This is a genomic window from Agrobacterium fabrum str. C58 (assembly GCF_000092025.1).
In the GTDB taxonomy this organism is placed as follows: Bacteria; Pseudomonadota; Alphaproteobacteria; order Rhizobiales; family Rhizobiaceae; genus Agrobacterium; species Agrobacterium fabrum.
Window position 1 is genome coordinate 261,499 of the sequence record NC_003063.2, and the last position, 18,747, is coordinate 280,245.

At 59.5% G+C, this 18,747-nt stretch carries 17 protein-coding genes; 11 read left to right on the forward strand and 6 right to left on the reverse strand.

Features of this window, described 5'->3' with window-relative positions:
* Positions 1–193: 193 nt before the first annotated feature.
* The 3 genes from ATU_RS14980 to ATU_RS14990 all read left to right on the forward strand — a co-directional run bounded on the left by ATU_RS14980 (position 194) and on the right by ATU_RS14990 (position 4,410).
* The gene (locus ATU_RS14980) at positions 194–2,512 is read left to right on the forward strand and encodes an EAL domain-containing protein (RefSeq protein ID WP_010972876.1); all 2,319 of its coding nucleotides are present in this window, start codon (positions 194–196) and stop codon (positions 2,510–2,512) included.
* Between the two features lie 30 nt (positions 2,513–2,542).
* On the forward strand, positions 2,543–3,436 hold the full coding sequence (locus ATU_RS14985) for an amino acid ABC transporter substrate-binding protein (RefSeq protein ID WP_010972877.1): 894 nt from the start codon (positions 2,543–2,545) through the stop codon (positions 3,434–3,436).
* 71 nt (positions 3,437–3,507) lie between these two features.
* Positions 3,508–4,410: an amino acid ABC transporter substrate-binding protein gene (locus tag ATU_RS14990; protein WP_010972878.1), complete on the forward strand. Its 903-nt coding sequence runs from the start codon at positions 3,508–3,510 to the stop codon at positions 4,408–4,410.
* 42 nt (positions 4,411–4,452) lie between these two features.
* Here the strand turns inward: ATU_RS14990 and minE are convergent, their stop codons facing one another.
* The 3 genes from minE to minC are packed head-to-tail and all read right to left on the reverse strand — an operon-like array spanning position 4,453 to position 6,289.
* Complete coding sequence (gene minE / locus ATU_RS14995) at positions 4,453–4,713, reverse strand: cell division topological specificity factor MinE (RefSeq protein ID WP_006314830.1); 261 nt, start codon at positions 4,711–4,713, stop codon at positions 4,453–4,455.
* The gene (gene minD, locus ATU_RS15000) at positions 4,710–5,525 is read right to left on the reverse strand and encodes a septum site-determining protein MinD (protein WP_006314831.1); all 816 of its coding nucleotides are present in this window, start codon (positions 5,523–5,525) and stop codon (positions 4,710–4,712) included. Before minD ends, minE begins: the two co-directional genes overlap by 4 nt.
* Positions 5,526–5,560: 35 nt before the next feature.
* Positions 5,561–6,289 (reverse strand): septum site-determining protein MinC, encoded by a 729-nt coding sequence (gene minC / locus ATU_RS15005; protein ID WP_035257422.1) that lies wholly within the window; start codon positions 6,287–6,289, stop codon positions 5,561–5,563.
* 409 nt (positions 6,290–6,698) lie between these two features.
* Here minC and ATU_RS15010 point away from each other — a divergent pair, with 409 nt between their 5' ends.
* The 7 genes from ATU_RS15010 to uxuA all read left to right on the forward strand — a co-directional run bounded on the left by ATU_RS15010 (position 6,699) and on the right by uxuA (position 13,695).
* Positions 6,699–7,385 carry an HAD family hydrolase gene (locus ATU_RS15010; protein WP_010972881.1) on the forward strand — a complete coding sequence of 229 codons (687 nt, stop codon included), beginning with the start codon at positions 6,699–6,701 and terminating at the stop codon, positions 7,383–7,385.
* Positions 7,386–7,550: 165 nt separating this feature from the next.
* On the forward strand, positions 7,551–8,267 hold the full coding sequence (locus ATU_RS15015; RefSeq protein WP_010972882.1) for a FadR/GntR family transcriptional regulator: 717 nt from the start codon (positions 7,551–7,553) through the stop codon (positions 8,265–8,267).
* Positions 8,268–8,329: 62 nt separating this feature from the next.
* Entirely contained in the window at positions 8,330–9,304 is a 975-nt protein-coding gene (locus ATU_RS15020; RefSeq protein WP_010972883.1) for a sialic acid TRAP transporter substrate-binding protein SiaP, read from the forward strand.
* 60 nt (positions 9,305–9,364) lie between these two features.
* Positions 9,365–9,937 carry a TRAP transporter small permease gene (locus tag ATU_RS15025; protein WP_010972884.1) on the forward strand — a complete coding sequence of 191 codons (573 nt, stop codon included), beginning with the start codon at positions 9,365–9,367 and terminating at the stop codon, positions 9,935–9,937.
* A gap of 4 nt (positions 9,938–9,941) precedes the next feature.
* Entirely contained in the window at positions 9,942–11,348 is a 1,407-nt protein-coding gene (locus tag ATU_RS15030; protein ID WP_035257417.1) for a TRAP transporter large permease, read from the forward strand.
* 75 nt (positions 11,349–11,423) lie between these two features.
* Positions 11,424–12,470, forward strand: coding sequence for an L-idonate 5-dehydrogenase (locus ATU_RS15035; RefSeq protein WP_010972886.1), 1,047 nt, complete (start codon positions 11,424–11,426; stop codon positions 12,468–12,470).
* A 16-nt stretch (positions 12,471–12,486) separates the two neighbouring features.
* Positions 12,487–13,695 carry a mannonate dehydratase gene (gene uxuA / locus ATU_RS15040; RefSeq protein ID WP_010972887.1) on the forward strand — a complete coding sequence of 403 codons (1,209 nt, stop codon included), beginning with the start codon at positions 12,487–12,489 and terminating at the stop codon, positions 13,693–13,695.
* A 27-nt stretch (positions 13,696–13,722) separates the two neighbouring features.
* Here uxuA and ATU_RS15045 read toward each other — a convergent pair whose 3' ends face one another.
* On the reverse strand, positions 13,723–14,076 hold the full coding sequence (locus ATU_RS15045) for a hypothetical protein (RefSeq protein WP_035257548.1): 354 nt from the start codon (positions 14,074–14,076) through the stop codon (positions 13,723–13,725).
* 243 nt (positions 14,077–14,319) lie between these two features.
* Here ATU_RS15045 and ATU_RS15050 point away from each other — a divergent pair, with 243 nt between their 5' ends.
* Positions 14,320–15,831: an aldehyde dehydrogenase (NADP(+)) gene (locus ATU_RS15050; RefSeq protein ID WP_010972889.1), complete on the forward strand. Its 1,512-nt coding sequence runs from the start codon at positions 14,320–14,322 to the stop codon at positions 15,829–15,831.
* Positions 15,832–15,884: 53 nt separating this feature from the next.
* Here the strand turns inward: ATU_RS15050 and ATU_RS15055 are convergent, their stop codons facing one another.
* Both ATU_RS15055 and ATU_RS15060 read right to left on the reverse strand, forming a co-directional pair.
* Positions 15,885–16,883, reverse strand: a complete 999-nt coding sequence (locus ATU_RS15055; protein WP_010972890.1) for a TRAP transporter substrate-binding protein — start codon at positions 16,881–16,883, stop codon at positions 15,885–15,887.
* Between the two features lie 16 nt (positions 16,884–16,899).
* Positions 16,900–18,720 carry a TRAP transporter large permease gene (locus ATU_RS15060; protein WP_010972891.1) on the reverse strand — a complete coding sequence of 607 codons (1,821 nt, stop codon included), beginning with the start codon at positions 18,718–18,720 and terminating at the stop codon, positions 16,900–16,902.
* Positions 18,721–18,747: the final 27 nt, after the last annotated feature.

Here is an 18,747-nt window from a genome sequence, read left to right on the forward strand (position 1 = left end):
TCCGCCAGACCGGTTTTTTCAACCACAGGTACAGGCCCGTGACGCAGCGTATCAGCAACGACTATAAAAAGACGGACTAATTCTTAATCGCATCTAAACTTTGTTGAATTATTTAGCAGACACCGCCGAAATACATGCCCTATAAAAATTCCATAAAACAATTATAACGCGACATCGCGGGGGACTATCGCGAATGGAAGAGACTGCCTATCAGGGGACAGATAGACAGATTGAACCCGGCCAAACGCTTCGCTCAACGACGCAGCCGGAAATGGGCCGGTTTTCGCGGCGGCGCTCGCTCGCCAGCAAGATAACCCTGATATTCCTTGGTGGTGTGATTTTTTCCTACAGTATTGGTGCACTCGTCGGCTGGTACATGTTCGTGGCTGCCTCCAGCGAACAATGGCTCAATCAGGCCCGCGTCAATTCACAGATCGCCAGCGCGACGTTGCGCAGCATCTATACCTATGTCAGCGTCACCGCCGATGCGGACGGACAGGTCAACGGCATATTGAGCGACAAGCCGATTGGCGACGACGGATCCATTCTCGTTACCGGCTTCAATCCTAGCGACGTTCTCGCCCTCATCGGCGCACAGACAAAAAATGCCGTCTGGCTTTTTCGTTATGACGAGGACGATGCCGGTTTCAGGCAGATCGCCGCGGCCTTTGACAATGCCACCGACGACAACGAAAAACCGCTTGCCACCGACCCCATCTTTTCGAGGGATGCAGTTGCCGCGCGTTTTTCGACCGGTTTTGCCACCATCGGCGAGTCCAGCCATTATATCGGCCTGCTGCCGATCATCAGCACGGAAACGAAGAAACCCATCGGCGCGGTCGCCGTCAGCATCGGCGGTTCGGACGCGCTTTATGGCGCACAGCGCAAGCTGATCTATAATTCGCTCGCCGCGCTGATCGTGGTCCTGACCGTCACCGGCGTGCTTGTGACCGTCATTGCCCGGCATTTCCTCAAACCGGTCCCGGCGCTGGTGCAGGCCACACTTCGAATTGCCCGCGAAGAAACCGACGTCGTCACACCGTTTCAGGAACGACGGGACGAGATCGGCGATATGGCGACCGCCATCGAAACGCTGCGTGAGGCGGTACTGGAGCGCGGACGTCTGCGGCAGATACGCGATATGGCGCAGCAACTCGAACATATGGCCCATCACGATGCGCTGACCGGACTGCCCAACCGCGTGCTGCTGATGAAGACGCTGGAAACCAGGCTGGAACATCTTTCCGCGTCAGGCCAGCCATTCAATGTCATGCTGCTCGATCTCGACCGCTTCAAGGCCGTCAACGACACGCTGGGACACGCCGCAGGCGATGCCCTCTTGGTGGCGGTGGCCTCGCGCATTTCCGCCGTGCTCGGTGAAAACGACATGGTGAGCCGTCTTGGCGGCGACGAGTTCGCGATCATCCAGTCAACAAACGCCGACTGCGAGAGCGATGCAGCGATGCTGGCGGCGCGGGTGGTGCACGCGGTCTCGCGCAGTTTCAGCCTGGAAGGCAGCACCATCAGCATCGATACCAGCATCGGCATCGCCTGCGCGCCGGTCCATGGCACATCGGCCACACAACTTCTGCAACATGCTGATCTTGGCCTTTACCGTGCAAAATCCATGGGCTGCGGTTATTTCGTGTTTTACGAGCCGGGCATGGACATGGCGGCGAAGCACAAGCATGCGCTGGAAATAGACATGAAATCCGCGCTCGAAAACCAGGAATTCGAGCTGTATTACCAGCCCGTGGTCAATCTGCAGAGCGGCCGCATCGTCGCTTACGAGGCGCTGGCCCGCTGGCGGCACAGCAAACTCGGCCTCATTACCCCGGACCGCTTCATCACCCTCGCCGAAGAAAACAACTTCATCAAACCATTGGGTGAATGGGTTCTGGCACAGGCCTGCATGGATGCCATGACCTGGCCGAAAGATATCAGGCTTGCCGTCAATCTGTCCGCCGTTCAGCTCTCCAATGACGATATCGTCCCTGTTGTCGACCGGGCATTGGAAAAATCCGGCTTCCCGGCCGAGCGGCTGGAGCTTGAAGTGACGGAAACCGCGATGCTGGAGCGCGACAGCAGTACGAAAGCGCTGAAACTGCTGAAGGAAAGAGGCGTCCGTTTAGCACTTGATGATTTCGGCACCGGTTATGCCGGGCTCAGCACGCTGACCCATGTCGCCTTCGACAAGATCAAGATCGACCGCGAATTTGTTTCCGGCCTGCCCACCAATCCCATGTGTTCGGCCATCGTCAACACCATCATCGACATGGCCGAGCAGATCGGCCTGAAGGTGACCGCCGAGGGCGTTGAAAACAGGGATCAGGTCGAAGCCCTCAAGCTTTCGGGATGCGATGAGGCGCAAGGCTATTATTTTGCTGAACCTGCCCCTCTGGCCCGAATCTTCAAAAACCGCGCTGTTATTACCCCGGCCGCCAAGGACGAGTACGGCGATGCCGGTCGGTCGGCACCGGGTTCTTATCATCCACCACAAAAAGCGATTTGAGAAACCAGCCGCCGACCAAAAGGACATAAAATGCGCCTTTCAGTATTTTGCCTTTTCCTCACATGCTTTGCTCCTGTTACCCCGCTGCAGGCCGCCGATGAAGGCGACACGCTTCAGCAGATTGCCAAAACCGCAAAAATCCGTATCGGTTATCGCGAGGCCGAACCGCCCTTTTCCTATCAATTGCCAAACGGGGAAATCACCGGTTTCTCTACCGATCTCTGTAGGGCAATCAGCGAGGATATTCGCAGCAAGCTGAAGCTCGACAAGATCGAGCTCGAATATGTCAAGGCAACGCCCGCGACCCGCTTCATTCTTGTCCGCAGTGGCCAGATCGACATTGAATGCGCCGCCACGACCAATAATAGCGAACGTCGCAAGATCGTCGATTTCTCCTATCCCAATTTCATGACCGCGACACAGTTTCTCTCCCGCAAGCAGGACAATTTGAAAAGCCTTGCCGATCTCGCCGGGCGATCCGTCACATCCGCTTCCGGCACCGTCAATATCGAACAGCTGAACGCCGTGAACCGGGCGAAGAACCTCAATATCTCTGTCATGCCGACCAAGACCAATGAAGAAGCCTTCGACCTCGTTGTTGCCGGCAAGGCCTCCGCCTTCGTGATGGATGGCATATTGCTGGCGGCGCTGGCGGCGACCTCGGAAAATCCTGACCTTTATGCACTCTCCGAGGAAACGCTCAGCGCTCCCGAACCCTATGGTCTGGTTTTCCGGCGGAACGACCCGGCGTTCAAGGCGGCGGTCAATGATAGTCTTCGGCATATGTACACCAGTTCGACCATTCACGGCCTTTATGAAAAGTGGTTCACCAAACCCATTCCGCCGAACGGCATGAACCTGAACCTGCCGATGGCCGCCTCCCTGAAACAGGCCTACGACCATCCGAGCGAATACCAGGACTGAAAGCGCAAGACGCCGAACCGCATTGATTTGATGACGATGTTTTAACGGATTGTTTTAGCTGGAGATGCGCGATGCAGAGATCGACATTGTGGCTGTTGTTGTTTTTCCTGAGCTTTCTGCCCGTGGCGGCGGCCAGCGACAATGCCCAACCACCGACACTTGAAACCATTGCCAGGACCGGCACGATCCGGCTCGGTTTTGCCGATCGCAATATTCCCTTTTCCTATCTGGGCACCGGCCCGGAGCCGATCGGCTACAGCATCGAACTGTGCCTCCGCGTGGCGGATTCCATCAAGAGAAAGCTCGCCCTGCCGGAACTGAAGGTCGAATTCGTCAAGCGCACGCCCAGCAACCGCATCATGCTTCTCAATGACGGCACCATAGACATGGAATGCGTGGCGAGCACGAATACGGAGGAAAGACGCAAGGCCGTCTGGTTTTCCTACAGCCACTTCATCACCGGCACGCGTTATGTCGCGCTGAAATCAAGCGGCCTGAACACTGTCGCCGATCTTGCCGGGCGAACGGTGGTGGTGACGACAGGCACCATCAATATCAGCCAGCTCAACGTGCTCAATCGCAAACTGGGAATGAACATCGCCGTCCTGCAGAATGACAGCACGGAGGGCAGTTTCGACATGGTGACGGAAAATCGCGCCTCTGCCTTCGTCATGGACGATATCCTCCTGCGATCCTTCATCGCCGAGACCGGCAGGCCGGAAGATTACGTCATCTCGAACGAATATCTTGCCCCGCCGCAGCCCTATGGCCTGATGCTGCGGCACGGCGATACCGGCTTCCGGGACGCCGTCAACGAAGCGCTGGGGCAGATTTATCAAAGCGGCGAAATCGAAAAAATCTACGACAAATGGTTCAACGCGCCGATCCCGCCGAATGGCATCAACCTGAAACGCCCGCTGCCCGGCGATCTGGCAGAAGCGTTTCGAAGCCCTGTGGATACGACGGCAGAATGAGAAACGCCGCCCGGAGGTGGGCGGAGTCTCTTATCAAGTGCCTTATGCAGCGCGCAGATGGGCGCCCAACGGAATTTCGACATCGATCTCCAATATGGAGACATGTTCGTCGCGATCCATTTTCACATGCACCCGGTCATTGTCGATCTGTACATGCTTGGCGATGACGCTAAGAATTTCTTCCCGCAGAACGGCGACGAGATCGGTTCCCGACGACGCCCTTTCGTGGGCGAGCAGCACCTGCAGGCGTTCACGCGCAAGCGGTGCGGACTTCTGTTTACGGAAGATACTGAAGATGCTCATGCAGCCCTCCTTGCGAAGATCTTGGAGAAGATGCCACGCTTCTCGCCCGGGATGACGACCGGAATATCCTCGCCGGAGAGGCGACGGGCGGCGTCGAAATAGGCCATGGCCGGCGCGCAACGGGCATCCGCCAGCGTGACAGGCGCACCGACGTTCGAAGCACGCAGCACATCCGTGCTTTCCGGAATGATGCCGAGCAGCGGAATGGAAAGGATTTCGAGGACGTCATCCACTTTCAGCATGTCGCCGCGTTCGGCGCGGACGGAATCATAACGCGTCAGGAGCAGGTGCTTTTCCATGCGCTCGCCGCGTTCGGCCTTCAGCGTCTTGGAATCGAGCAGGCCGATGATGCGGTCGCTGTCACGCACCGAAGAGACCTCCGGATTGGTGACGACGACAGCCACATCCGCGTGGCGCATGGCCAGCGTTGCGCCGCGTTCGATACCGGCCGGGCTGTCGCAGATCACCCAGTCGAAGTGCTTCTTCAACTCGGCGATGACCCATTCGACACCTTCCGGCGTCAGATTGTCCTTGTCGCGGGTCTGCGAGGCCGGCAGAAGGAACAGCGTCTCGAGCCGCTTGTCGCGGATCAGCGCCTGCGTCAGCTTGGCGTCGCCCTGGATGACGTTGACGAGATCGTAAACCACGCGGCGTTCAGCACCCATGACGAGATCGAGATTGCGCAGCCCGACATCAAAATCGACGACCACGACCTTCTCTTTGTTCTGCGCCAATGCGGCGCCAAGCGCTGCGGTCGAGGTGGTCTTGCCGACCCCGCCCTTGCCGGAAGTTACAACGACTACCTTCCCCATATGGCTCTCTCCTGTTCCTGTTCGTTTCTCTGTTATCAGCCGAGCTTCGCGGCCTTGATCGTATCGTTTTCCAGCCAGAGCTGAACGGGCTGGCCGCGCAGCTTGTCGTCAATGTCCTCGGCAACCTTGTAGACGCCGTCGATGGCCAAAAGCTCCGCTTCAAGCTTGCGGCAGAAGATGCGCGCCGAGACATTGCCGAGCGAACCCGCCATGGCCCGTCCGCGCAGCGCACCGTAAATATGCACCGAACCGCCGGCGATGATTTCAGCGCCCGAGGCGACCGAACCGATGACGGTGACGTCACCTTCCGGAAACATGATCGACTGACCAGAGCGCACCGGCTCATTGATGACCAGCGACTGCACGACGGCGCGAACTTCGCCCGAAGCGTGCGGCTTGTCTTCCGGCAATTCGGCAGCTACGGCGACCGGCTCCACCTCGACATCGGAAGCAGGCTTGCCACCCTTCAGCGACGGCGGCATGCCCGGCTCGATCATCGACGGGCGAACACCCTCAATGCCCATGATGCCGACATTGCGTTCTCTCAGCGCCGCCAGCAGTTCCTTCAGGCCCGCCTTGTCGAGCGACAGCTCCGACACATCGAGAACCACCGGCCGCGACAGGAAGAACCCGGCCGAGCGGGCAGCCAGATCATCAAGCCTTTCGAGCCATTGATCGACCGGAGATTCGGGGGACAGGACGACCGCGAGGAAGGAGCGGCCTTTGATACGGATCGAACGCTGGTCTGTTAGCACTTTGGTCATCTTGGTAAACAAATCGTTGACAATTAGGTACCTCGAATATGGTTAACAAATGGTTAACGCAGCCCCTGAAGCGATGAATTCGTTAATAAAATTCCGCTTGCAAAAGCCTTCGCGCAAAACATTCGAAAACAGCTGTTACGCCTTGAATTCATGTCACTGCCTTGCAAATGAAGACGCATGATAGCAGAGCATCCTTGCTGCAAGCTGACGCCTCCTTTCAGCAGGCAACCCTCGCCCTCCCCGCTTTTCGGGCTCGACTCGCAGGCATCACGCAGCGTCCGATTCTGGAACAACATTCTTTCAACACTCAGGAGACGATCATCTGCTTCTGGCGGCCGAAAAGCGATTCCGTTATGTCTCCGGATACTGTAGATACGGCTATACCCGAGAGTTCCAACGGAAGAATAAGATGCACAGCAAAGTCCCGCCGCAGACCCAGATATTTTCGCAAGAGTTCGCGGCCTTCCTGTTCGACATGGACGGAACGCTGGTCAATTCGATTGCCGTTGTCGAGCGCGTCTGGCGGGAGTGGGCCGTTGCAAACGGTATCGAGCCGAACGCATTTCTGCAACGTATCCATGGCATGCGGGCTTCCGAGGTAATACGCCGCGAGGCGGTTCCCGGCCTGGACGTGGATGCCGAGGCCGACATGATCTTGCGCGCCGAGATGGATGACGTGGAGGGCATCATTCCGATACCGGGCGCCGCAGACTTTCTTGCGTCTTTGCCCGCGGGAAAATGGGCTATCGTCACCTCCGCCGTGCGTGAACTGGCGGAAAAACGGCTCGCGGCGGCCGGCATCACACCGCCACCCGTGATGATCTGCGCCGACGATGTGGTCAACGGCAAGCCCGATCCCGAAGGTTACCGGAAGGCCGCCGAAAGGCTCGGCGTTGCGCCGGAAAGCTGCGTCGTCTTCGAAGATGCGCCCGCGGGCATCCAGGCCGGCGAACGCATGGGGGCTGCGGTGGTGGTCATCAACGTGACCCATTCCCACCCGATCGAGACGCCGCATCTTGCCATCGGCAGTTACGGTGAACTGGATGTGGTGATCGACGGGAATGGTGGCCTGAAGCTGACCAGCAGCAAAGCCTAAGAGCTGCCGGCGACCACCGACCGGCTGAGCTGCCCTCAAGCATAACCTGTAAGCTTTTCCAAGACGGCTAATTGACAGCCATCCATAAATACGTCCTAATAAAATTGGTAAGACCATCTTACCGCTTGCGCGAACGGGGGGAGACCTTCGCGCTGGGAGGACATCATGTTTGTGGCTCTGGAGCCGCGCCGCCTTTACCGGCTGGTCGCGGAACAAATTCGCTTGCTCATCGAGAGCGGGGAGCTGACCGAAGGTCAGCGCCTGCCGGCAGAGCGTGACCTTGCGGAACGCTTCGGCGTTTCCCGCCCTACCGTTCGTGAAGCCCTCATCGTTCTGGAAGTGGAAGGCCACATCCATATCCGCATGGGTTCGGGCGTTTACGTCAACGCTGCCGGCAGGCAGGCGAGGGAAAAGCCGCCGGTGCCAGACGCGCATGGCCCATTCGAAATCCTGCAGGCGCGCTGCATCATCGAGAGCGCGATTGCGGAGGAAGCCGCGCGACTTGCGACGCCGGAATGCATCGCCAAGCTCGATGACATCATCGAACGCATGGCCGGCGCGCTCGACAGTTCGCCACAGGCGCTCAATTTCGACCGGGCCTTCCACACCGCCATCGCCGACATCATCGGCAATTCGGCGCTCAATCGCTTCACCGGCCTGATTTATGACGAGCGCAGCCTGTCGCCCTTTTTCGAAAAGCTCGCCAGCTATTTCGAGGGCCCGTACACCTGGAACCTCGCCGTTCAGGAACACCGAGCGATCCGCGACGCCATTGCCGCCAACGACCCGGAAGGGGCTCGTGAGGCGATGCGACAGCATCTGACGCTGTCGCAAAAGAGATTTTCCGAAAGTTTCGGGGAGGAAACGATCGGAGAAGAGTGACCGCGCCGTGATCGGCGTCGGGAAAAAACAGAAATCTGGCTTTAATTCGGGAGGAGTTAAGAATGAAAATCAGATTGTCGACTTTGATGGGCGCAACAGCCGCCATCCTGCTTTCCGCCTTAGCGGCGCAGGCGGAAACCACTCTGAAATGGGCGCATGTCTACGAAACATCCGAACCGTTCCACACGGATTCGGTCTGGGCTGCGGAAGAAATCGCCAAACGCACCGACGGCCGTTACAAGGTGGATGTTTTCCCGGCCTCGCAGCTTGGCAAGGAAGCCGATATCAACCAGGGTCTCAAGATCGGCACCGTTGACATCATCATCTCCGGTTCGAGCTTTGCCGCGCGTGACTTCAAGCCGATCGGCGTCACCTATTTCCCTTACATCTTCCGCGATCCGAGCCATCTGATCGCCTATACCAAGAGCGATATCTTCAAGCGCCTCGCCAAGGGTTATGAAGACAAGACCGGCAACCACATCGCCGCTGTCAGCTATTACGGCACGCGCCACACAACATCCAACAAGCCGATTGCCGCCTGCGCCGATATGGCTGGCTTAAAGATGCGCGTTCCCGACGTTCCTGCCTATCTTGCCATGCCGCGCGCCTGCGGCGCCAACACGACACCGATTGCATTTGCGGAAGTCTATCTGGCGCTTCAGAACGGCACCGTCGATGCACAGGAAAACCCGCTGACGACCATCGAGGCGAAGAAGTTCTTCGAAGTGCAGAAGAACATCGTGTTGACGGGCCACATCGTTGACCATCTCAACACGGTTGTCTCGAAGAACCTATGGTCCAAGCTTTCCGATGAAGACAAGAAAATTTTCACTGATGTCATGCAAGAGGCCGCCGAGCGGACCACAAAGACCATCGAAGGACGCGAAAAAAGCCTCGTGGAAGACTTCAAGAAGCGTGGCCTGAACGTCGCCGAGGTCGACAAGGCCGACTTCGAAAAGAATGTCATCGAGAAGGTGAAGTTCGAGGACTTCGGTTACGACAAGGCCGACTGGGAAGCCATTCGCGCCGTCAAGTGAGCCAAGATCCGGTGCGGCCCTTGCGCCGCACCGCCCTTTCTCTCCAGACGGGATATCTCAATGTCGCAGGAAATCCATACTCAGGTCACGCCTGAGGAACTCGCCCATACGTTCGACGAGGCACCGCCCGAGGTCGATCTCAAGGTCTACGCCTTCGAGGACTGGGTCACGCTCGCCCTGTTCTGGTTGATGACGGGTTGCGTGTTCCTTCAGTTCTTCACCCGCTACGTTCTCAACAACAGCTACGCCTGGACGGAAGAAATCGCCGTCAACTGCCTGATTGGCGTGGTGTTTTTAGGCTCCGTCATGTGCGTGCGCATGTCGCGCCACATCCAGGTGGATGTGCTTTATCATTATGTACCGCCGCAGGTGGCCCACGCCATGTCGATCCTGGTCGATGTGCTGCGCATCCTGTTCTTCGCCTACACATCCTGGCTGATGTGGCGTTATCTGGAAATCGTTGCGGATGAGGAGATGGTCACCGTGGCGCTGCCGCGCAATATCGTCTTCTACACCGTTCTGGCGGCTTTCGTTTTGATGTTCTTCCGCTCCGTGCAGGTCTTCATTGAAAATATGCGACGTGGCTATTCCGTTCTGGAACGGCCAGAAGAATTCCAGAGCGCGGGGGATTGATCACATGTTGCTTCTCATCAGCTCATTCCTTCTTCTGATGCTGATCGGCCTTCCGGTCGCCATTTCCATGGCCTCGGCTTCGCTGCTCTACATCGTCTTTTATAATGTCGCGCCTGATATCATCGCGGCGCAGCGCCTGATTGCGGGTGTGGAAAGCTTCCCGCTCCTAGCGGTTCCCTTCTTCATCCTTGCCGGCAATCTCATGAATACGGCAGGTGTAACGGGACGTATCTATTCCTTCGCTGTCGCGCTCGTCGGCTGGATGAAGGGCGGCCTCGCGCAGGTCAACATCATCGGTTCGGTGATCTTTTCCGGCATGTCCGGCACCGCACTGGCCGATGCTGCCGGCATCGGCACCATCGAAATCAAGGCCATGAAGGATCATGGTTATCCGGTCGAGGCGGCCGTCGGCGTCACCGCCGCTTCCGCAACGCTCGGGCCGATCTTCCCGCCGTCCCTGCCCTTCGTCATCTACGGCATGATGGCGAATGTCTCGATCGGTGCGCTGTTCATGGCCGGCATCGTTCCGGGCGTCGTCATGACGCTGCTGATGATGATCACGGTTGCGGTCTTTGCCTATATCAAGGGCTGGGGTTCCGATACGCCGTTTAATCTCAGGACAATCTTCGGCGCATCGCTTGAAGTCCTCGTTGTCATGATGGTGCCGCTCGGCATCTATATCCTCACGGCATTTGGCCTGTCGCTCAACCTGTCGATCCTGATCGTGCTGGTCATCCTGCTTGCCTGCGACTGGTATTTCGATTTCTCCGCCGTCATGGCGCTGATGACGCCGGTGATCCTGATCGGCGGCATGACGATGGGTTGGTTTACACCGACGGAGGCAGCCGTTGCGGCCGTTCTCTGGTCGCTGTTCCTCGGCCTCGTCCGTTATCGCACGATGACCTTCAAGACGCTGGCGAAATCGACCTTCGACACCATCGAGACGACCGCATCGGTGCTCTTCATCGTTGCGGCAGCCTCGGTCTTCGCATGGTTGCTGACGGTCAGTCAGGCGGCACAGCTTCTGTCGGCGGCGATCCTGACGATCACTGACAGCAAGTGGATTTTCCTCGTGCTGGTCAACCTGTTGATGCTGTTCGTCGGCTGCTTCCTCGACACGATTGCGGCTATCACCATCCTCGTGCCGATCCTTCTGCCGCTGGTGCTGCAATTCAACATCGATCCGGTGCATTTCGGCCTCATCATCACGCTCAACCTGATGATCGGGCTGCTGCATCCACCGCTCGGCATGGTGCTGTTCGTGCTCTCGCGCGTGGCGAAACTCTCGGTCGAGCGCACGACCATCGCCATCCTGCCCTGGCTGGTGCCGCTATTCGTGGCGCTGCTGCTGATCACCTTCATTCCGGCAATCACCTTGTGGCTGCCGACCGAAATGGGCCTGATCCGCTAAGGCAAACATCATCGCCCGCGCGGTTCGCCGTGCGGGTTCATTCCTTCCACACACAGACTATATGAGGGCATCGTCATGCAGACACGCGTGGCACGTCTATATTCCCGTGAAGATATCCGCGTCGAAACGCAGGACGTTGCGCCCCCCGGCCCCGGCGAAGTGTTGCTTGCCATGGCGGCAGGTGGCATTTGCGGCTCCGATCTGCATTATTATCAGGATGGCGGTTTCGGCCCGGTGCGGGTGCGCGAGCCGATCATCTGCGGTCATGAGGCATCCGGCCATATCGCGGCTTTGGGTGCGGGTGTCAGTGGGCTTGCCATCGGCCAACTCGTCGCCGTCAATCCCTCGCAGCCCTGCGGCCACTGCCAGTTCTGCCTGAAGGGCCAGCCGATCCATTGCCTCGACATGCGCTTCATGGGCAGCGCCATGCGCCTGCCGCATGAGCAGGGCATGTTCCGCGACCGGCTGGTTGTTCCCGCAAAACAATGCGCGACATTTTCGGACGCTACCTCGCCCGCCGAGGCCGCCTGTACCGAGCCGCTTGCGGTGTGCCTGCATGCCGTCGCACAGGCTGGCGATCTGGCAGGTGCGAAGGTACTGGTGACCGGTGCCGGCCCCATCGGCCTCCTCACCATAGCCGCTGCCCGCCAGGCCGGCGCAGGCATCATCGTCGCCACCGATCTCACCGATGCGGCGCTGGAACGGGCCCCCGCCATGGGTGCGGACCGCACCATCAATGTCGCAAAGGACGCCGATGCGCTTTTGCCCTATCAGGACAACAAAGGTTATTTCGACGTCATTTTCGATTGTTCAGCCGCCGGTCCCGCGCTCCGCTCCGCCTTCGCCTGCGTCCGCCCGCGCGGCACCATCGTGCAGGTGGGGGTGACAGGCGACGTCACCATTCCGCTTAATGCGCTGGTGGGCAAAGAGATTGTCTGGCGTGGGTCGCAGCGTTTCCATGACGAATTCGCCATAGCCGCCGGGCTCATCTCGTCGCGCAAAATCGATGTGCGACCGATCATTTCCCACAGCTTCCCGCTTGGCGACGCCAAAGCGGCATTCGAACAGGCCGGAGACCGCTCCGCCGCCTGCAAGGTGCAGCTGACATTTTCCGCAGACTGATATTTGAGGATCAAAGATGAGACATACATGGCGCTGGTTCGGCCCGGTCGACAAGGTCACGGTTCAGGATGCGGCTCAGGCGGGCGCGGAAGGCATCGTCAGCGCGCTGCATCACATAACAACCGGCGATGTCTGGCCGGTGGACGAAATCACCAAACGACATGAAGCAATCAAGGCCGGCGGGCTTTATTGGGACGTGGTGGAAAGCGTGCCGGTTTCCGAGGATATCAAGACCCAGACCGGCGACTGGAAAAATCACATCGCCAACTGGCAGGAGACGCTACGCCGCCTCTCCGCCTCCGGCATCCGCACCGTTTGTTACAATTTCATGCCAGTGCTGGACTGGACGCGCACCGACCTGCGCTGGGAAACCAGACATGGCGCAAGGGCGATGCGTTTCGATCTCACCGATTTCGCCGCTTTCGACATTCATATTCTGAAACGCCCTGACGCAAAGGCAGATTATCCGGACTGGCTGCTGGAGGAAGCGGCAAAACGTTTTGCCGAGATGCCGGATACGAAAATTGCCGCTCTGGGGCGCAATATCGGTGCGGGCCTGCCCGGGTCGGCGGATGGTTATACGCTCGCCCAGCTTCTGGAAAAGCTGCGCTCCTATCACGGCATCAACCGGGGAAGACTGCAGCAGAACCTGATCGACTTTCTCTCCGAAGTGACGCCGGTTGCGGAAGAGGTCGGTATCAACATCTGCGCCCATGGCGACGATCCGCCATGGCCGCTGCTCGGCCTGCCGCGCATTCTGTCAACGGAAGCGGATTACGCCCATATGCTGTCTCAGGTCGACAGCCGCGCCAATGGCGTGACGCTGTGCACCGGCTCCCTCGGGGCGCGCGCCGATAACGATCTGCCCTTCATTGCCGGCCGTTTTGCCGATCGTATTCATTTCGTGCATCTGCGCAATGTGACGCGCGATACCGATACCGTTCCCTGCTCCTTCTTCGAGGACGAGCATCTGGAGGGCGGAACTGATATGGTCGCCGTCATCGCCGCACTCATCACCGAAGAGGCCCGTCGCCGGGCGGAGGGCCGCGACGACCATACCATTCCGATGCGGCCCGACCACGGTCAGGAAATACTCGACGACCTGACGCGCGGCGCGCAGCCCGGTTATCCCGCCATCGGCAGGCTGAAGGGGCTGGCGGAGCTGCGCGGCATCGAGCGCACGCTGTCGCATGGCCGTTTCGGCCTTGCGACCGGCAAAGGCTGAGCGGGAAAATTGACCGCAGGCGATGCGTCAGCCTGCGGCCAACCGCGCCCGGAACGTGAGATAGGAGAAGGTTGCAAGTCCGCCGGCAACCGCTCCAGCGGCTTTCACGGTGGCGTCCATCAGATGCGGGTGGCGTGTCGGCGAGAGGAATTGCAACGCCTCGATACCGAACGCCGCAACAATACCCGCCACGATGATCGCCAGCCAATAACGCGGATAGGCCAGCACGAAGGCCGCCGAACAGAAGGCAAAGGCAGCCGCGCGATCGAGGCCAACACTCGTCAGCGTGTGCGGACGAAAGCCGATCGGGCAGATTGTAACGATCACGATCAGTAGAAGAACCGACCAGGCGATATATTTTGGAAGTCTGTTTGTCATCATGGCGTAACAATAGAGTGCCACCCGCGCAAACGGAAGCACGTCTTTTTCACGCCTCGCCCAATTAATCACACTTTTTGGTCAGATAGTTCAAAAACCGGCTTTCGCTCAGGCCCCACACGGGCTAAGGCAGAAGGCAACCGGACGAGGATCGTGGCTGATGGCCTTGGCGCTGTCGCCTTTCGATGCGATGTCACGGTATCGGTGGATTTTCCACACAGGATCAGATTTTCAGGGAAGAGCACAATGAGTTTCAAGCCGCATGGCAAACATCTGGTTGCAGGAGAATGGGTCGCAACGGAAGCAAAATTCCGCAGTGAGCCTGCACATGGCGAAGCTTTCGATTTTTCGGTCGGCACCGTCGATCTGGTGAATGCGGCCGCAGAAGCAGCCGAAGAGGCCTTCTGGAGCTACGGCTATACCACCCGCGAAGAGCGCGCCGCATTCCTCGACACCATCGCCGATGAAATCGAAGCCCGCGCCGACGCCATCACCGAAATCGGCTCGTCCGAGACCGGCCTGCCCGCCGGACGCCTGCAGGGCGAACGTGGCCGCACCGTTGGTCAGCTACACCTTTTCGCATCGCATATCCGCAAGGGCGATTATCTCGACCGCCGCCACGACGAAGCCCTGCCGGATCGCCAGCCGCTGCCGCGCCCGGATATCCGCCTGATGCAGCGTCCGATCGGCCCCGTCGCCGTCTTCGGCGCTTCCAACTTCCCGCTCGCCTTCTCCACGGCCGGTGGTGATACCGCCGCTGCTCTGGCTGCCGGCTGCCCCGTCGTCGTCAAGGGCCATTCCGCCCATCCCGGCACCGGTGAAATCGTTGCCGAAGCCGTGCTTGCTGCCGTCAAGAAGCACAATCTGCATCCCGGCGTCTTCTCGCTGATCCAGGGCGGTCGCCGCGATGTCGGTTCCGCACTCGTGCAGCATCCACGCATCAAGGCGGTCGGTTTCACCGGCTCGCTCGCCGGCGGTCGCGCACTGTTCGATCTCTGCGCCCAACGCCCCGAGCCGATCCCGTTCTTCGGCGAACTCGGTTCCGTCAACCCGATGTTCCTGCTGCCGGAAGCAGTTGCCGCCCGTGGTGAAGCCATCGCCAAGGGTTGGGCCGGTTCGCTCACCATGGGTGCGGGCCAGTTCTGCACCAATCCCGGCATCGCCGTCATTCTCTCCGAGCAGGCGGATGCCGTGGCTGAAACCGCCCGCGCAGCACTTTCCGAAGTCGGCCCGCAGGTCATGCTGACGGACGGCATCGCCGCCGCCTATCGTGACGGTCGCGACCGTATCGCTGCCGGCAACGGCGTGCGCGACGTGCTGACGACCACCTGCAATCTGCGCAATGCAACGCCTTATCTCTACCGTGTTGCCGGCAAGGACTGGGTTGCCAACCACGCGCTTGCTGAAGAAGTCTTCGGACCACTCGGCCTGATCGTGACTGTTGATAGCGCGGAAGAAATGCTTGAAGTCGCCAAGAGCTTCGAAGGCCAGCTGACGGCGACCATGCATCTGGATGCCGGCGACGCGGAACTCGGCCGCAAGCTGCTGCCGATCCTGGAGCGCAAGGCCGGCCGCGTTCTTGCCAACGGTTTCCCGACCGGCGTGGAAGTGTCCGAAGCCATGGTTCACGGCGGCCCCTACCCGGCCTCGACGAACTTCGGCGCAACCTCTGTCGGCACCATGTCGATCCGCCGCTTCATGCGCCCGGTTTCCTACCAGAACATCCCTTCGGACGTTCTGCCCGAAGACATCCGCTAAAACAAAAGGGAAGGCGCAAAAGCGCCTTCCCTTTCACGTCCGATGCGGCTGACTCAGATAGACTGGATCGCTTCGATCTTTTCGAGACCGCCGACAATTCCGGCAAAATCCTGCCAGACGCCCTGCGCGCCCTTGCGCCATTCATCCAGCATTTCCGGCTGCAGCACCTTGCCACCCTTCGAGAGCGCGAGGTCGACGGACTTTACTTCATCTTCCACGATCAACTGGTTGAAATAACGGGCACCTTCGCTGGAGGCTTCCAAGAAGACCTTCTTTTCCTCATCGTCCAGCTGGTTCCAGAAGGCTGCACCGTAATAAACAACGCCCGTGGCCCAGATATGGCCGGTCTCGGTCAGATAAGGCACGACCTCGTAAAGCTTGAAACCGGCATAGGCCGATTTGGTGAGGTCCATGGCGTCGGCCACCCCGGTCGCCAGCGCATTATAGGTTTCGGTGATCGGAATGCCGACCGGTGTCATGCCGAAGGCGCTCCACAATTTGGTGTGCAGCGGGCTCTGAATGACGCGGATTTTCTTGCCCTTCAACTGTTCCGGCCGGGTCACAGGCTCCTTGGCCAGAAGATGACGTGCGCCGTAATTGATGAAATCGGCGGCGACGAATTGCTGTGCGGCAAGCTTTGTCTTCAGTTCTTCGCCGGTCTCACCCGTCACCACCTTGCGCACATGTTCACTATCTCGAAACAAGAAGGGCAGATCGAGGATCTGCAGTTCCGGCACCCAGCCGGACAGGGAAGAGACGGTGGAGAGGCTCGCCTGAACCGATCCGAGGCGGATGTTTTCTGCCACCTCCTTTTCGCCGCCCAGGGCCCCGCTCTTGACGATGTTGAAGTGGAAACGGCCGGGCAATTTCGCCTCCACCAGCTCGCTGATCTTCACCCAGATCTTCGTCTCGGGCTTGTCGTCGGCAAATAGCGATGCGACCGTGAGGCGGCGGGTCCTGGCCTGCGCCGGGCGCATCAGGGCCGGTGCGGCAAGCGTCGCGGCACCGAGAGCGGAGAGTTTGAGGAGATGACGGCGATCGATAATGGTCATGACAAAAACCTCTGACTTAAAACAATATGGCCCATAGGCATAAAATGGCGAGGGCAACGAGCAGCGAGACGAGATAGGGAATGACCGCCCGGAAAAGTGCTGCCGCCGGAACACGGGTCACGCCGCTGACCACGAAAATGAGCATGCCGAGCGGCGGTGTCAGGCCGTGGATCATCAGATTAACCACCAGAATGACACCGAAATGAATGGGATCGATGCCGGCCGCCACGGCGGCGGGCAGCAGGATGGGCCCGAAGAGCAGGATCGCCGCGCCGATATCCAGCACCAGACCGACCGCGAGCAGGATGAGATTGGAGAGCAGCAATACGGTGATCTTGCTGCCGCCAAGCACAGTGACAAAATCCGTGACGAGGCCGGAGACATTGTCCACTGCCAGCAGAAAGGCGAAAGGACCGGCGGTGCCGATCAGAAGACCAATTGCTGCCGCCTCCCCAGCCGATTGCCGGAAGGTCGCGAAAATGCGGCCCACGCCCAGCCGGTAACCGAAGCCAAGGAGCAGCGTATAGAGCGCCGCAAGGGCCGCCGCTTCCGTGGTTGTGACGATGCCGATACGGATGCCAACCACCACGATGACGCCGAGGCCGAAGGCCGGTATGGCCGCGATGGCCGAGCGCCATCGCTCTGCCCCGGTGGCGCGTGGCAGGGTATCGACGCTGCGCACGCTCAAATGGATCGCCACGCCGAGGCAGACCGCCATCAGCCCACCGGCGAAAAAGCCGCCGACCAGCAGCGAGCCCACCGAAAGATTGGTGGCCGTGGCGAGGATCAGGAAAGCGATGGACGGCGGAATGACATTGTCGAGCACGGATGTCGCGGCAATAATCGCGCCCGCCTGCGCCGGCGGATAGCCGTGTTTGACGAGTTCCGGCTGAAAGGTGGACGCGCCGAAGGCGGCGTTGGCGACCGATGAACCGGACGCGCCGGAAAACAGCACGCTGGTCAAAAGCGTCGTCTGCGCCAGACCCGCCCGGCGGTGGCCGACCACGGAAGCGGCGAAACGGACGAGCTGGTTGGCGACACCCGATATTGTCAGCAGGCTTCCGGCCAGCAGGAAGAAGGGGATGGCGAGCAGCAGGAATTTCGACATGCCCGTTACGGTCGAGGAAACGATCGCCGGCTCGGGCAAGGTGCTGCCAAAGGCAATCGCCACATAAGCGGCAGCAAGAAAAGCGTGAGCGAGCGGTGCCGCCAGAACCAGTCCCACCGCCGCCGTCAGCGCCAGAAACAGGCTGGGCGGCAGGGTCGTATCAACGAATATTTGCGGCAGTCCGACATAGGCCACAAGTGCGATGGTCATGGACAGCAGAACGGCGAATGTCTTGCCTTCGCTGAAACGCTGAAGCGTCAGATAGACAAAGATAAGCGCGCCGCCTGCGCCAAGAAAACCGAAACGCACCCATTCCGGCAGGCCGAGCGTCGGCGAAGTACCACCCAGCATCGCCGCGATCTCCACCCCACCCAAAGCGAGGATGAGCGCCGCAACAAAGGAGAAGGCATCGGCGAGAATTTCAGTGGCGGCATGAAACCGCGGCGGCAGGAAGCGCACGAAGACATCAAGCCGCATCGCCAATGCGCTTTTGAGGCTGAGCGGTGCGCCAACGGCGATCATCGCCACATTGAGCCATATGCCTAGATCTTCCGCGCCGATGAAGCCGGTGTGGAACAGATATCGCAGGGTGACATTGATCAGCACCACCAAGAGAAGGGCCGCAAGGATCAACGCGGCCACCGCGCCGAGCACGGCATCGAAGCGCGACAGCATCACCGCTGCCGCCGTCTCGAAGCCTTTGCGCCTCTGCTTTTCCGCTACCGCCATGATCCGCCTTCCGCGCGTGATCGGTGT

Coding starts and splice junctions, on each gene's coding strand:
- ATU_RS14980 (WP_010972876.1), top strand. CDS start 194: ATGGAAGAGACTGCCTATCAGGGGACAGATAGACAGATTGAACCCGGC.
- ATU_RS14985 (WP_010972877.1), top strand. CDS start 2,543: ATGCGCCTTTCAGTATTTTGCCTTTTCCTCACATGCTTTGCTCCTGTT.
- ATU_RS14990 (WP_010972878.1), top strand. CDS start 3,508: ATGCAGAGATCGACATTGTGGCTGTTGTTGTTTTTCCTGAGCTTTCTG.
- minE (WP_006314830.1), bottom strand. CDS start 4,713: ATGAGCATCTTCAGTATCTTCCGTAAACAGAAGTCCGCACCGCTTGCG.
- minD (WP_006314831.1), bottom strand. CDS start 5,525: ATGGGGAAGGTAGTCGTTGTAACTTCCGGCAAGGGCGGGGTCGGCAAG.
- minC (WP_035257422.1), bottom strand. CDS start 6,289: ATGACCAAAGTGCTAACAGACCAGCGTTCGATCCGTATCAAAGGCCGC.
- ATU_RS15010 (WP_010972881.1), top strand. CDS start 6,699: ATGCACAGCAAAGTCCCGCCGCAGACCCAGATATTTTCGCAAGAGTTC.
- ATU_RS15015 (WP_010972882.1), top strand. CDS start 7,551: ATGTTTGTGGCTCTGGAGCCGCGCCGCCTTTACCGGCTGGTCGCGGAA.
- ATU_RS15020 (WP_010972883.1), top strand. CDS start 8,330: ATGAAAATCAGATTGTCGACTTTGATGGGCGCAACAGCCGCCATCCTG.
- ATU_RS15025 (WP_010972884.1), top strand. CDS start 9,365: ATGTCGCAGGAAATCCATACTCAGGTCACGCCTGAGGAACTCGCCCAT.
- ATU_RS15030 (WP_035257417.1), top strand. CDS start 9,942: ATGTTGCTTCTCATCAGCTCATTCCTTCTTCTGATGCTGATCGGCCTT.
- ATU_RS15035 (WP_010972886.1), top strand. CDS start 11,424: ATGCAGACACGCGTGGCACGTCTATATTCCCGTGAAGATATCCGCGTC.
- uxuA (WP_010972887.1), top strand. CDS start 12,487: ATGAGACATACATGGCGCTGGTTCGGCCCGGTCGACAAGGTCACGGTT.
- ATU_RS15045 (WP_035257548.1), bottom strand. CDS start 14,076: ATGATGACAAACAGACTTCCAAAATATATCGCCTGGTCGGTTCTTCTA.
- ATU_RS15050 (WP_010972889.1), top strand. CDS start 14,320: ATGAGTTTCAAGCCGCATGGCAAACATCTGGTTGCAGGAGAATGGGTC.
- ATU_RS15055 (WP_010972890.1), bottom strand. CDS start 16,883: ATGACCATTATCGATCGCCGTCATCTCCTCAAACTCTCCGCTCTCGGT.
- ATU_RS15060 (WP_010972891.1), bottom strand. CDS start 18,720: ATGGCGGTAGCGGAAAAGCAGAGGCGCAAAGGCTTCGAGACGGCGGCA.